Origin of the sequence: Streptomyces sp. NPDC086077 (genome assembly GCF_040686175.1) — a bacterium.
Taxonomy (GTDB): Bacteria; Actinomycetota; Actinomycetes; order Streptomycetales; family Streptomycetaceae; genus Streptomyces.
Window position 1 is genome coordinate 1 of record NZ_JBFBJT010000022.1, and the last position, 13,831, is coordinate 13,831.

A 13,831-nucleotide genomic window follows, 5' to 3' on the forward strand; every position below is an offset into this window, starting at 1 on the left:
TTGGCCACCAGGCCGCCGATGGTGCAGGCGCTCTCACTCGCCGGGTCCGGGCCCAGCCGACGGCCGTACCGCGCGAGCCGGGCGTTGGCCTGGCGGACGGTCAGTCCGGGCTGGAGACGCACCCGGTGCCCGTCGTCGAGGATCTCGGCGTTGCGCCAGTGCGTGCGTACGTCGATCTGGATGCCGTCGCCGCCGGCCTGACCGGCGAGGCTGGTGCCGCCCGAGCGCAGGGTCACCGGGACGCCGGCCGCGCGGGCCCCGGCCATCAGCGCGCCCACCTCGCCCGCCGACGCCGCGCGGACCACCGCGCGAGGAGTGAACAGGTACGGGGAGGCGTCATGCGCCGCCGCGATCCTGCGGGGCAGTGCGGTCGTCACCCGGGCCGGGTCGCCGACGCACGAGGCGAGGAGTTCGGCCAGACGTTGGTCGGAGGGCGGCGTGGTGGGGGCGGGCGTGGCGGAGGCGGTGGGGTGGCTCATGGCTCCTCGGCGGCGCCGCCGGTTCGGCGCGGGACGACGGTGGGTCTGCGCGCGGCGACCGGGTGCGCGGCTGTACCGCCCGCTCGGTGTGTCCGGGGCCGGTCGGCGCGCGGTCCGGCCCGTCCGCGGCTCCCGGGAGTATCGGGATCACCGTCGGCAAATGTCAATAACTTACATCTGGATGTGCGACATGTAATTTAATGACATCCGGGGTCCGGGCATGCCGGGGCCCATCACGGGCCGGAACCCCGGCCTGCTGTCACGTGGGAGGACTCGCGAGCGGCTCGTGTGCCGGCAGAGGTGCTACGAGCGACGCCGCCGGCGCCGCTGCACGGCGGTGTAGGTCTCCTGGAGGGCCGACGCCGCGGCGTCGTAGGAGCGTTGCGCCACGGCGACGAACAGGCAGTCGACCAAGGCCAGCTGGGCGATCCGGCTGACCGTGGCGCCGGAACGGAACGGTGTCTCGCGGGCGGAGGTGGTCAGGACGAGGTCGGCCGCCTCCGCCAGGGCGGACCGGGGGAAGTTGGTGAGTGCGACGGTGGTGGCTCCCCGAGCGGCGGCCGCGGCCAGCGGCTCGACGGTGTCCTCCGTCTCCCCCGAGTGGGAGATGCCGATCGCCACGTCGCCGGGACCCAGCAGCGCGGTCGCCGTCAGGGCGGCGTGGACGTCCGTCCACACGAACGCGATATGGCCGACGCGATGCAGCTTCTGGTGCAGGTCCTGGCCGACGAAGGCGCTGGCGCCGACGCCGAAGATGTCGATGCGCCGGGCCGCGGTGATGGCGTCGACGGCCCGGCCGAGGACCGCCGGGTCCACACTGCGGGCGGTCTCGTCGAGCGCGCGGACCTCGTTGTAGATGATCTTCTTGACGATCTGTTCCAGGGTGTCGGACGGATCGATGTCGGTCCCCAGCGCCGACCGCTCCCCGCCGACCGCCCGCTCGTGCGCGACCGCGGCGGCCAGGGCGAGCCGCAGCTGGGGGTAGCTGCCGAAGCCGAGCGTCCGGCAGAAGCGCAGCACGGTGGCGGGCGACGTGGCGGCCCGTTCGGCGAGCACGCCGATGGAAAGTTCCGAGCTTCCGGCCGGATCCGCGATCACGGCGTCGGCCACCCGCCGCTCCGAGGGCGGCAGCGTGGGCCGGCCGGCGCGGATACGGGTGAGGGCGTCTGCTCCACTCGCGCCGGCGGGGCCGCGCTCCGGCGTGGGGGGCTCGTCCCGGCGGGTCATCGGCTTCCTCCTGCACCGGACGACGGGGGCGTACGCACCGTGACAGGCAGTTAATCACAACACAGGGTCACGTCGGTGCCGGGCGGGGGCACCTGAGTGGGCCTGGTCATTCGCGCGCACGCCGGTACGGGGACGTGACGTCACTCGTCCGTCCGGCGGTGTCTTCGGTCACGGCGGCTCACCGTGCGGTGCGGTGAGCCGCCGGTCGGTCAGCCGCCGAGGATCCACCACAGCCCGTTGCCGCCGAGGAGTGTGCTGTTGCCCTGGGTGAAGCCGAACATGTTCGGCGTGAAGGCGTAGCTGCCCTCGCCGGTCGGGCGGGAGGCGCCGCCGGGGAGCACGAACACCGCGCCGGTGTAGTGGTTCTCGCAGGCGGCGCCGACGAGCAGTTCCGGCATGCCGTCCCGGTCGACATCTCCGGCGGAGACCGTGGTACCGAAGCAGTCGCGGTGTTCGGAAATGCTCGGGACACCGGCGGTCTCCTGATGGAAGGAGTACGCCCCCGCGCCGAGCCCGCCCGCCGCACGGCCGGGGATCACCGTGACCATGCCTGCCCTCCTGACGCCGCCGACGGCCTCGTTCGGAGCGCCGACCACGATGTCCGCGAGCCCGTCGCGATCGAGGTCGGCCACCGTGACGCCGGCGCCGAAGGTGTCGCCGCGCTCGCTCGAGCCGGGCACGCCCTCGGTCGCCTGCGTGATCTCCTCGGGCTGCGCGTCGGTGGCGATGCCGTCCGCCGACCCTCGCCAGAGCAGCACACGACCGCCCAACTGGCCGTCGCAACAGCGTGTCGCCTCCTGGGGGTCACCGACCACGAGGTCGGCGTACCCGTCACCGTTGACGTCACCGGTGGCGGCGATGAGACCGTTGCCGTTCTCCAGCCCTTCCGGCCAGGGCTGTCCGCCCGTCGGGTTCACCCGGACCTGGCTGCCCGACAGGTCGGCGCGGTAGCCGGCGAGGGCCACCTGGTCGGGGATGCCGTTGCGGTCCAGGTCGCCGAGTGCCACCGACCCCACGGCGTCCTCCTCCGCACTCCGCACCGCGGAGCCGAACGCGCCGGCGCGGGTGAACGGGCCCTTGAAGGCGACGGTCACCCTGGTCCCACCGACCAGGACCTGGGTCCTGGTGCCCGCCCCCAGGCCGGCCGCGGCCACGTCGAGGCCGTAGTCCTGGTTGGCGGAGGCGGACGGCGGCGGCAGCACCGTGCCCCGGCCCAGTCCGTCCCTGCCGCCCCACAGCACCGTCACCACCCCTGAGTTGACGCCGTACGCGGTGTCCTCGTAGGGCGAGCCGACCACCAGGTCGGCGTATCCGTCCCGGTTCAGGTCGGCCGTGGCCGTGGAGGCGCCGAAGCGGTCGTACGGCTCGACCGAACCCGGCACACCGAACGTGTTCTGAGTGATCGTCTTCCGCCGGCTCGCCGAGAGCCCCGAGGACGAGCCGTAGAGCACGACGACGGCGCCCGCGGCCTCCTTGCCGGAGACGTTCGCGCCCGGCGCCGGCAGCACCGCGTCACGATAACCGTCTCCGTTGAAGTCACCGGGTGCCGCAGCGTGCACTGCGGCGGCCGGAGCGGCCGGTAACAGCGATCCCGCGATCAGTCCGACAGCCACCACCGCGGCCGTCCCCCATCTGCCCATCCGCGTGTCCCCTTCCCCGAGGCGCGACCACAGGGCTCGCGCCGACAGCACGGGGCGCAACGTGGTCCAAGCCCCGTGACACCCACCGGATCGTGCGGCAACCCGCTCGACACAGTGAGGACTCGTGGCCGCGGGGGAAGGTTGTGGTGCCGCGGTCGGACTCGACGTCCAGCAGGAGAACCCGGACATCCGACGCAAGGCGGCGGCCGGTCCTGTACGGAGACGCACCAGCAGACCGGGTCAGTTCCGCAGTGACGACAGCGCTGCGGCCACGCGCTCGGAGATCTCCGGCGGCGTCGAGGCGTGCGGGGAGAGCCTCAGCGAGTCGGCCCGCGCCGTCGCGGTGACCCCTTCGGCCTGCAACGCCTTGGCGACGAGAAGGGGGTCCTGGTCCGGCAACGCGAAGGAGAGAATGCCCCCGCGCCGTGCCGGATCTGCCGGGGACAGGACACGACCGCCCGAGCGCTCGACGACCTCGCCGAGTTCGGTGACCCGCGCTTCGATCGCGCTCTCGATCGCCGCGACGGTATGCCGCTCCACGAGGTCCAACGCGGCGGCGAAGGCTCCTGCCGCCACCGGGCTGAGATGGGTGATCGACCATCGTCGGGCGTCGGGGGCGGGCTGATGTTCCGTACCGTCGAAGAGGCCGGCGTCCTCGACCCCCGTCCAGCCGGTGAGGACAGGCTCCAGGGTGCCGAGCGCCCGGTCGGACAGGGCGGCGAAACCCGTGGACCAACCCGCCCGCAGCCACTTCTGGCCGCCCACGACCAGCACGTCCGCCGCCTCCCACGGCATGTCGGTCACGCCGAACGCCTGGATGGCGTCCACGATCAGCAGCCGCTCGTCCCCGATCACCTCGCGCAGTGCCGCCAGGTCTGCACGGAACCCGGTGCGGAAGTCCACGGCGCTGACCGACACGGCCACGGTGTCGTCGGTCAGCGCCGCGCGGACCAGGTCGGGGCCGATGCCCTCGCCGGGCGCCGGGTCGAGCCAGCGGGGCGTGACCCGGCCCAGGCTCGCGGCGCGGCGCCACGGGTACTGGTTGGAGGGGAAGTCGGTGCGCGGTGCGAGGACCACGCCCTCGCGAACGCCGAGAGCGGCATGGAAGAGGCCCGTGGACGCGTTCGGCAGGAGCACGGTGTGCTCGGGGTCGGTACCCGCCAGGCGGGCCGCGATCTCCCGTGCCGCCTGATCCGCCCGCATCAGGCCGTCCACGGTGGTGTGGTCGGCCCGCGCGGTCTCGTCCATGGCACGCGCGGTAGCTGCCACGACCTCCCGCGACGGCGGACCGAACCGTGCGAAGTCCATGTAACCGGCGGGTGTGTCGAAGTGGGCTGCGTACGACGTGAGCACGGGGGCTCTTCCTTCCAGGACGGTGCGATCCAGCACGGCGCTGCGGCCGCCGATCAGGAGAGTAAGGGTAGATCCACCGGCTCCTCACCGTCTGTCAGAATTCGACGCGGGAAGTCGATGGCGTCGTGGTGGGTGCGGGCTCTGCGGGGTGCGTCGTCGCTGCGCGACTGCTGCAGGAGACCGACGCACGCGTGCTTGTTCTCGAAGCGGGCGACGGGCGGGATCGGCGCCGGGCCCGCGGTCAAGGCGGAGCGCACGCTGCCACACCGTCGCCCGCTGCTTCGACGCTCTGCCCGCTGCGGGGTGTGGCGCTCACAACCTGCGTCGGCACCGGCGGTGCTGCCGCCGATCCGGTGCGGCTTCAGTGCCCGATCGCCAAGGCCGCGCCGACGAACCCGCGTACGGTCTCCAGCGCCTCGGCCCGGTCGGCCGGGACGAGTCCGATACGGGTGCGCCGGTCGAGCAGGTCGGCCTCGTCCAGGGCGCCCTCGTGGCGCAGCGCCCACAGAAGTTCGGCGCCTGTGACGGGGTGGCCCGGCAGGATCGGCTCGCCGAGCCGTGGATCGTCCACGGCCAGCGCCCGCACCGCCGGTGCCTCGGTGCCGTAGCGCTGGACCAGGCGGCGTGGCGCGCGCAGCTCGGCGAGCGTGCGGGGCACGGCGGCGCCCACGAGCGGGAGCGCGGCGGTCGGGGAGGGGCCGACGACGAGGCCGCGGGCGGCGATCGCGGCGTTCACGGCGTCCTCGGCCATGCGACGGTACGTGGTGAGCTTGCCGCCGACGACGCTGACCACACCGTCCGGTGAGGTCAGTACCGCGTGTCGGCGGGAGATGTCCGCCGTGCGTGAGGCTGCGCCGGGCGCCGACGTGTCCAGCAGGGGGCGGAGCCCGGCGAAGGCGCCGACGACGTCGTCCCGTCCGACGGGGGCCTCCAGCACCGAGCCGAGCACGTCGAGCAGGAAGCCGATGTCGGTCTCGGGTACCTCGGGGACGTCGGGGACGGGGCCGTCCAGCGGTTCGTCGGTGAGGCCGACGTAGACCCGGCCGTCGTCCTGGGGCAGGACGAGGACGAAGCGGTTCGTCTCCCCGGGGATCGGGATGTGCAGGCCGGCGGGGAGCGGTCCGATGTGCTCGGAGCGCAGGACGAGGTGGGTGCCTCGCGAGGGGCGGATGCGGAGGCCGTCCACGAGGTCGCCGGCCCACACGCCGGAGGCGTTGATCACCGCGCGGGCGCGGATCTCGCCCTCCTCGCCGGTGAGTTCGTCGCGGATGCGGGCGCCGGCCCCGGTCAGTGCCAGGGCCCGGACGCGGGTCAGGACGCGGGCGCCGTGCGCGGCGGCGGTGCGGGCCAGTGCGGTCACCAGGCGGGCGTCGTCGGTGAGCTTTCCGTCCCAGGACAGCAGGCCGCCGCGCAACCCTTCGGGGCGCAGGGCCGGGGCCATGTGGCGGGTCTCCACCGTGGTGAGCCGACGCGGGGCGGGCAGCGTGGCGCGGCCTGTGCGGGCGGTCAGGCGCAGGCCGTCGCCTGCCCGGAGCCCGGCCCACGTCAGGGCGGCCTGACCCCGGGAGACGAGCGCGGTCAAGGGCAGCACGAACGGCTGGGCACGCACCAGATGAGGCGCCGTACGCTCCATCAGCACGCCGCGCTCGACCGCGCTCTCGTGGGCCACGTCGAGCTGCCCGGAGGCCAGGTAGCGCAGCCCGCCGTGGATGAGCTTGGAGCTCCAGCGCGACGTACCGAACGCCAGGTCGTGGGCGTCGACGGCGACGACGTCCAGGCCACGGGCCGCGGCGTCGAGGGCCGCTCCGGCACCGGTCGCGCCGAGGCCGACGACCAGCACGTCCACGACGCGGCCGTCGGTGGCCTCGGCCAGGTCACGGATGCGCCGCGGGGCGGACAGGGAGCTGCCGGCGGCGGGGCTGCTGGTCGGGCTCATGGGGTGAGGGTCCTCTCCAGAACGGTGCGCAGTTCGGCCAGGAAAGCCGCGGTGGTCAGATCGGCGTCGTCCTCGTCGGTCATGGTGCGCAGCGACAGCGCGAAGGACTGCAGGACCAGCAGGACGGTCCGCGCCTGGCGTTCGGCGTGGGCCTCGCGCACCGAGCCGTCTGCGTGTCCCTTGCGCAGCGCGTCCGCGAGCAGTTCCAGCAGTGCCTCCTGGCTCGCGCCGCGCCGGTCCAGCATGTAGGGCAGGAGGAGTTCGGGATCCACGTCGACGATCTTCTGGAAGAGCGGGTGGGCCCTGAACGCCTTCACCCCCGCCACCAGGCCGTCGACCAGTGGCGCGCGTGTGCCCGCCTCCGGCCCGCTCTCGGGCATGGCGTCCATCGCCACGGCGATCCACTCCCGCGTCATCAGATCGCCGACGAGGGTGCGGACGTCGGGCCAGCGCCGGTAGAGCGTCATCCGGGAGACGCCGGCGCGGCGGGCCACGTCTGTCATGGTCGTGCGGCGAACGCCGACCGCGAGGACACAGTCCCGCACGGCGTCGAGCACCACGTCGCTGTCGGAGGAGTTCTGCGGAACCGATCTGTTGTGACGAATAGGCGCCATGTGTAACAGTGTAACGCCCGGACCCGCTCCGGCGGCAGACCCTCGGAACTGTGTGAGGACGACAGGCATGGACATGCTGTGGAACGGCTGGGGCGACCCGGCGAGGGCGACGCCGCTGCCCGACAACGTGACCGGGTTGCTGCGCGACTGGCTCGGCGTCACACCCCACCCTGTCGCCTCGGCATCGCTGGAGCAGGTCAAGATCGCCGCGCCCGCCCTGGACGGTGCCGCCCACCAGGCGCTGCTGTCCGCGGTCGGTGACCGTGCGGACCGGGTCCGCACGGACACGGAGACCCGCCTGAGGCACACCCGCGGCAAGTCCACCCCGGATCTGCTGCGCATCCGCACCGGCGACACCGGCGACGCGCCGGCCGCCGTCGTCCTCCCGCAGAGCCACGACGAGGTGCTCGCCGTGCTCCGCGCGTGCGCGCAGCACAGCTTGCCCCTCGTCCCGTTCGGCGGCGGCACCTCGGTCGTGGGCGGACTCGTCCCCGGCGGCCGAACCCCCTTCGTCGCCCTGGACCTGCGGCACATGAACCGCCTGCTCGACCTCGACACGGTCTCCCGCACCGCCACGCTCGAACCGGGACTGCGCGCCCCCGAGGCAGAGGCCCTGCTCGCCGAACACGGCTTCACCCTCGGCCACTTCCCCCAGTCCTACGAGTGGGCCACCATCGGCGGCTACGCCGCGACCCGCTCCAGCGGACAGGCCTCGGCCGGCTACGGCCGCTTCGACGAGATGGTGCTGGGCCTCACCCTCGCCACGCCCGAAGGCACTCTGGACACCGGCCGGGCCCCGCGCTCGGCCGCCGGCCCCGACCTGCGTCAGCTGCTGCTGGGCTCGGAGGGCGCCTTCGGCGTCATCACCTCCGTCACCGTCCGCGTCCGGCCCGTCCCGCAGACACGCCGCTACGAGGGCTGGCGCTTCGCCTCCTTCGACGCGGGTACCGCCGCACTGCGCCGGCTCGCCCAGGACGGGCCGCGCCCCACCGTCCTGCGGCTGTCCGACGAGACCGAGACGCTGATCGGCCTCGCCCAGCCGGATGCCATCGGCTCGGCCGTCGCACAGCAGAGCGCCGGGTGTCTGGCCGTGGTCGGATTCGAGGGCACCGAGGACGACACCGCGCGGCGCCGGGCGGGTGCCGCGGCCGTCCTCGCCGAGTGCGGCGGTACCTTCGCGGGCGCGGAACCGGGCGAGCGCTGGGCGCACGGCCGCTACTCGGCGCCGTACCTGCGCGACTCGCTCCTGGAAGCGGGCGCGTTCGCCGAGACGCTGGAGACCGCCGCCTACTGGTCACGGCTGCCCGCTCTGTACGCGGCCGTCCGCGACGCGCTCACCGGCGCGCTCACCGAGGGCGGCACCCCTCCGCTGGTCATGTGCCACATCTCGCACGTCTACGAGAACGGCGCCTCCCTGTACTTCACCGTCGTCTCCGCGCAGGGCGACGACCCGGTTGCGCACTGGGCGCGCGCCAAGCACGCCGCGAACGACGCGATCCTCGACGTGGGCGGCACCATCACGCACCACCACGGCGTGGGCACCGACCACCGCGACTGGTACGTACGGGAGGCCGGAGACCTCGGTATCGCGGCGCTGCGGGCGGTCAAGCAACGGCTGGACCCACGTAGCCTGCTCAACCCGGGCGTCCTGCTGCCCGCGGACTGAGTCCGGCCGCACTCCTTCGCTCCAGCCCGTCCCCTCGTCGGACAACAGCCCGGTACCACCGTCAGCCCGGAGGCACATCGATGCGACAGTTCACCGCCGTCGTCAACCCCACCGCGGGCGGAGCCACCGGCGCTGCGGCCCTGCTGAAGGTGGCCCGGCTGCTGCGGGAGGCGGGCGCCGAGCTGGAGACGGAGTACAGCCGCAGCCTCGCCCACGCCTGCGAACTCGCCCAACGGGCAGGGGAAGGCGGGCGGGTGGTGCTCGCCGTCGGCGGCGACGGAATCACCGGGGGCATCGGCGGTGCGCTCAGCGGCACCGAGACCGTCTTCGGCGTCATCCCGGCCGGCCGCGGCAACGACTTCGCCCGGGCCCTGGGGCTGCCCGGCGACCCCGAGGACCTCGCCAGGATCCTGCTCGACGGCACACCGCGAGCCGTCGACACCATCGAGGTCACCTCGGCCGTCCACGACCGCGCCGTCGTCCTCGGCAGCGTCTACGCCGGGGTGGACGCGCTCGCCAACCGCCACGCCAATCACGCCCGGCTGCTGCGCGGCACCGCCTCCTACTACGCCGGGGCCCTGCGCGCCATCAGCACCTGGCGTCCCGCCCGCTACCGGGTCACCGTCGACGGCCAGGAACACGCGTACGCCGGCTACACCGCAGTGGCCGCCAACTCCGGCTACTACGGCTCCGCCCGCCTCGTCGCCCCCGGCGCCCGGCTGGACAACGGCCTGCTGGACGTCGTGATGATCCACGACGCGCCGCGCCGGCTGTTCTTCGCCCTGATGAAGGAACTCGACACGGGCGTCCACGTCAACCGGCCGCAGGTGAGCGTCGTGCAAGGCAAGGAGATACGCATCGAGGCCGACAGGGAGATCCCCTACGGCGCGGACGGCGAGGTCGAGGCGGTCCTCCCGGTCACGGCAAGGGTCCAGCCGGGCGCACTGCGCGTCCTGCACTGAGAGGTGCCTGTTCCCGTCGCGGGTGAAGTTGCAACAGACCGTTCTCGAGTCCGTCAGGCACACCACTCCTATCCTCGTCGAGCACGGACCGGCCACCCTGCGAGTGATCGGAGCGCCGGTCCAGAACGTCGTCGTCATACGGGTGCTGTGAAGATCTCGACGGCATCGACTTGGCGGCGGCCAAGGTCGTCGTCGCGAACCACGGCTCTCGGTGTCACGTCAGGTGTGGCTGGCGCGAGTGGTGAGTGCGGGGCGCGAGTGCGGTTCGATAATGCGCCGTCCGCCTCATAAGGGATGTTTGTGCACCCTGGGGGCAAGACCGCCCCTTTCGCGCCGTACCGTCCGCCCCCTGGGACTGATTGTCTTGCTGCAGCACACGGCCACTCGCGCACCACTGGCCGTTCTGCTCACTGCCGCTCGTCCATCCGGGAGGGAATGTGTCCGCTGCGGACAGCGTCGCCGGTCCCGCCACCGAGGAATCCGCCGCCGCGGCACCCGGGGAACGTGAGCTCACCAGTCTCGGTACGCGTGCCGCGCGTCAGCTGGCGACCACCACCAAGTCCGAGCCCCAGATGCGGGGCATCAGCTCCCGGTGGCTGCTCCGGAAGCTGCCGTGGGTGGACGTCAGGGGCGGCGCCTACCGGGTCAACCGCCGTCTGCTGTTGCGGGCCGGCGAGGGGCGGGTCCGCTTCGAGCACAACGGCGCGGACGACGTCCGGGTGATCCCGCAGACCCTCACCGAACTGCCCGTTCTGCGCGGCTACAGCGACCACGACGTCCTCAAGGAGATCGCCGGCCGACACACGGTCCGGGAGGTCCGCGCCGGCCAGGTCCTGTGCGAGGCAGGGCAGCCCGTCACGGAGACCTACCTGGTCGTCCACGGCCGCTTCACCCGCTTCGTCGCCGGGAAGTACGGCGAGGAAGAAGTGATCGGCGTGGTCACCGACGGCCACCAGCTGGGGGACGAGGCCATCGGCCGGACCGACCCGCTGTGGCCGGCCTCGGTGCGCGCCGAGACGGCCGGTGTGCTGCTGGTGCTGCCCTCGGACGCGGTCAGGGAGTTGACCGACCGGGTGCCGTCGCTGGCCGCTCATCTGGCGGCGTACGCGGACCGGCAGCGGCTGCCGACGAACCGTGGGGGCGAGGCGGACATGCCGGTGCAGGCCGGCCACACCGGTGAGCCCACGTTGTCCGGCGGCTTCGTCGACTACGACCTCACACCGCGCGAGTACGAACTGTCCCTGACCCAGACCGTGCTGCGCGTGCACACCCGGGTCGCCGACCTCTACAACGACCCGATGGACCAGACGCGGCAGCAGCTGCGGCTCACCATCGAGGAGATCCGCGAGCGCCAGGAGTGGGAGCTGGTGAACAACCGGGAGTTCGGCCTGCTGCACAACGCCGACCACGGGCAGCGCATCAGCACCTTCACCGGCCCGCCCACCCCCGACGACATGGACGAACTGCTGTCCATGCGCCGCAAGACACGCCTGTTCCTCGCCCACCCCAAAGCGATCGCCGCGTTCTTCCGGCAGTGCAACAAGCGTGGCCTGATGCCCGGTTCGACCACCGTCGACGGGCACAAGCTGCCCGCCTGGCGGGGAGTCCCGATCTACCCCTGCGGCAAGATCCCCATCTCCGCGTCCCGCACCACCAGCATCGTCGCCCTACGCACCGGCGAGACCGACCAGGGAGTCGTCGGCCTGTACCAGACCGGCATCCCCGAGGAACACCAGCCCGGCCTCAACGTCCGGTTCATGGGCATCGACGAGGCCGCCCGCGTCAACTACCTCGTGACCGCCTACTACTCGCTGGCCATCCTCGTACCCGACGCGGCCGGAGTCCTGGAGAACGTCCAGATCGGCCGGACCGCCGACTGACCAGGTGGAGCACACGTCTATGAACAGCCCTTCGAGTACCGCGGCCGGCATCCCGCTGCCCGGCCCACCCAACCTCGCCCGGAGCATCCGGGCCCGGCGCAGCGGAGCCATTCCGGGACTGAGGTACCGGCCCGCCGCGCCCGCCGACCCGGAGAAGGTCGCGGAGATCGACCGCAGGCTCGAGGCCTGGGCCCGCGGCCTCGACCTGTTCCCCGCGGAGTGGAGCGGGGACTTCGGCCAGTTCCAGTTCGGCCGCGCCGTGGTCCTGCAGCACCCTGCGGCAGCCGACCTCGAACGCCTCACCGTCGCAGGCAAACTGCTGCTGGCCGAGAACATCGTCGACAGCTGCTACTGCGAGGAGGACGAGGGCAGGGGCGGTGCACGGCGAGGCCTGGGCGGCAGGCTGATCATGGCCCAGTCCGCCCTCGACCCCTTCCACGCCACCCCTGAAACGGAACAGGAGTGGCGCGACGGCGTCCAGGCCGACGGCCCGCTGCGGTCCTACCACTGGGCGATGAAGGACTACGCGGTGGTCGCCACGCCCAGCCAGACCGACCGGCTGGTGCACGACCTCGCCCGGCTGCACCTGGGGTACCTCGCGGAGGCATCCTGGTCGGAGACGCGTCACGTGCCGCGCGTCTGGCAGTACCTGGTGATGCGGCAGTTCAACAACTTCCGTCCCTGCCTGTCCATCGTCGACGCCGTGGACGGCTACGAACTGCCCGAAGCCCTCTACGCCCGCCCGGAGGTGCAACGCATCACCGTCCTGGCCTGCAACGCCACCACCATCGTCAACGACCTGTACTCGTTCACCAAGGAACTGGCGAGCGACCCCGACCACCTGAACCTGCCCCAGGTGGTTGCCGCGAACGACCGGTGCGGCCTCAAGGCCGCATACCTGCGCAGCGTCGACATCCACAACGAGGTCATGGACGCCTTCGAGACGGAGGCCGCAGTGCTGTCCGCCACGTCGCCGCTCCTCGAACGCTACGCCCGCGGCCTGGCCGACTGGGTGGCGGGCAACCACGAGTGGCACGCGACCAACACCCACCGCTACCGACTGCCCGACTACTGGTGACCCACGTCCTCGGCACGACCTGCCGAGGGCCGATCAGCACTCGCACCTGCACCACAGCACGAAGGAGTCAGCGTTGACCACCATGCACACCGGCACCGCGTCCGCAGCGGTTCCCACTCAGTCCACGTACCAGAACCGCATCGCGGACTACTGGAACGCCGAGGAAAACCCGGTCAACCTCGAACTCGGAAAGCTCGACGACCTGTACCACCACCACTACGGCGTCGGCGAGGCCGACCGGTCGGTGCTCGACGAACCGGACGCCGACCGGCGCCGCGAGCGGATCACCCATGAACTGCACCGGCTGGAACACGCACAGGCCGAGCTCCTCGCGTCCCACCTCGGTGAACTCGCCCCCACGGACCGGGTTTTCGACGCCGGCTGCGGACGGGGCGGCGGCAGCGTGGTCGCGAACCTGCGCTACGGCTGCCATGCCGACGGGGTCACCATCTCCGCCAAGCAGGCCGACTTCGCCAACGAGCAGGCACGCAAACGCGGCATCGACGCCAAGGTGCGGTACCACCACCGCAACATGCTCGACACCGGGCTGACCACCGGCGCCTACGCGGCGTCCTGGAACAACGAGTCCACCATGTACGTCGAACTGGACCTGCTCTTCGCGGAGCACGCCCGCCTCCTGCGCCGGGGCGGCCGCTACGTCGTGATCACCGGTTGCTACAACGACACGTACGGCCGGGCCTCCCGCGAGGTCTCCCTCATCAACGCCCACTACATCTGCGACATCCACCCCCGCTCGGCCTATTTCCGCGCCATGGCCCGCAACCGGCTCGTGCCCGTCCACGTCCAGGACCTCACCGCGGAGGCGATCCCTTACTGGGACCTGCGCCGACAGGCCGACCACCTGGTCACAGGCATCGAGGACACCTTCCTGAACGCCTATCGCAACGGCAGCTTCCAGTACCTCCTGATCACCGCCGACCGCGTCTGACGCTCCGGAGCGGGGCGGGGGGCGAGCACATACCGCCCCCGACCCGC

Annotated in this window: 11 protein-coding genes and 1 pseudogene; 6 read left to right on the plus strand and 6 right to left on the minus strand. The window is 72.3% G+C overall.

What is annotated here, in order from left to right; genetic code table 11:
• The 4 genes from AB0O67_RS09315 to AB0O67_RS09330 form a co-directional block, all read right to left on the minus strand.
• On the minus strand, nucleotides 1-479 hold a 479-nt coding region (locus AB0O67_RS09315), incomplete at its 3' end, for an FAD-dependent oxidoreductase (RefSeq protein ID WP_365447870.1).
• Between the two features lie 303 nt (nucleotides 480-782).
• Nucleotides 783-1,706 carry a MurR/RpiR family transcriptional regulator gene (locus tag AB0O67_RS09320; RefSeq protein ID WP_365447872.1) on the minus strand — a complete coding sequence of 308 codons (924 nt, stop codon included), beginning with the start codon at nucleotides 1,704-1,706 and terminating at the stop codon, nucleotides 783-785.
• A 209-nt stretch (nucleotides 1,707-1,915) separates the two neighbouring features.
• A complete protein-coding gene (locus AB0O67_RS09325; protein WP_365447874.1) occupies nucleotides 1,916-3,346 on the minus strand; it encodes an FG-GAP-like repeat-containing protein in 1,431 nt (476 codons plus the stop codon).
• Between the two features lie 240 nt (nucleotides 3,347-3,586).
• A complete protein-coding gene (locus AB0O67_RS09330) occupies nucleotides 3,587-4,699 on the minus strand; it encodes an aminotransferase class V-fold PLP-dependent enzyme (RefSeq protein ID WP_365447876.1) in 1,113 nt (370 codons plus the stop codon).
• Between the two features lie 71 nt (nucleotides 4,700-4,770).
• On the opposite strand from AB0O67_RS09330, the pseudogene AB0O67_RS09335 reads away from it, so the two are divergent.
• Nucleotides 4,771-4,911 (plus strand): annotated as a pseudogene (locus tag AB0O67_RS09335) (NAD(P)-binding protein); the annotation flags it as partial.
• Nucleotides 4,912-5,060: 149 nt separating this feature from the next.
• Here the strand turns inward: AB0O67_RS09335 and AB0O67_RS09340 are convergent.
• Both AB0O67_RS09340 and AB0O67_RS09345 read right to left on the minus strand, forming a co-directional pair.
• Nucleotides 5,061-6,635: a glycerol-3-phosphate dehydrogenase/oxidase gene (locus AB0O67_RS09340; RefSeq protein WP_365447878.1), complete on the minus strand. Its 1,575-nt coding sequence runs from the start codon at nucleotides 6,633-6,635 to the stop codon at nucleotides 5,061-5,063.
• On the minus strand, nucleotides 6,632-7,249 hold the full coding sequence (locus AB0O67_RS09345; protein WP_365447880.1) for a helix-turn-helix domain-containing protein: 618 nt from the start codon (nucleotides 7,247-7,249) through the stop codon (nucleotides 6,632-6,634). The genes AB0O67_RS09340 and AB0O67_RS09345 overlap by 4 nt, the downstream gene beginning before the upstream one ends.
• 67 nt (nucleotides 7,250-7,316) lie before the next feature.
• Between AB0O67_RS09345 and AB0O67_RS09350 the strand changes: the two genes are divergently transcribed.
• From AB0O67_RS09350 to AB0O67_RS09370, 5 genes are all read left to right on the plus strand, one after another.
• Entirely contained in the window at nucleotides 7,317-8,915 is a 1,599-nt protein-coding gene (locus tag AB0O67_RS09350; RefSeq protein ID WP_365447882.1) for an FAD-binding oxidoreductase, read from the plus strand.
• Between the two features lie 80 nt (nucleotides 8,916-8,995).
• Nucleotides 8,996-9,877 carry a YegS/Rv2252/BmrU family lipid kinase gene (locus AB0O67_RS09355; RefSeq protein WP_365447884.1) on the plus strand — a complete coding sequence of 294 codons (882 nt, stop codon included), beginning with the start codon at nucleotides 8,996-8,998 and terminating at the stop codon, nucleotides 9,875-9,877.
• Between the two features lie 437 nt (nucleotides 9,878-10,314).
• Nucleotides 10,315-11,757: a family 2B encapsulin nanocompartment shell protein gene (locus AB0O67_RS09360; protein ID WP_365447886.1), complete on the plus strand. Its 1,443-nt coding sequence runs from the start codon at nucleotides 10,315-10,317 to the stop codon at nucleotides 11,755-11,757.
• A gap of 4 nt (nucleotides 11,758-11,761) precedes the next feature.
• Nucleotides 11,762-12,835, plus strand: a complete 1,074-nt coding sequence (locus AB0O67_RS09365) for a family 2 encapsulin nanocompartment cargo protein terpene cyclase (RefSeq protein ID WP_365447888.1) — start codon at nucleotides 11,762-11,764, stop codon at nucleotides 12,833-12,835.
• 82 nt (nucleotides 12,836-12,917) lie between these two features.
• The gene (locus AB0O67_RS09370) at nucleotides 12,918-13,784 is read left to right on the plus strand and encodes a geranyl diphosphate 2-C-methyltransferase (protein ID WP_365447980.1); all 867 of its coding nucleotides are present in this window, start codon (nucleotides 12,918-12,920) and stop codon (nucleotides 13,782-13,784) included.
• Nucleotides 13,785-13,831: the final 47 nt, after the last annotated feature.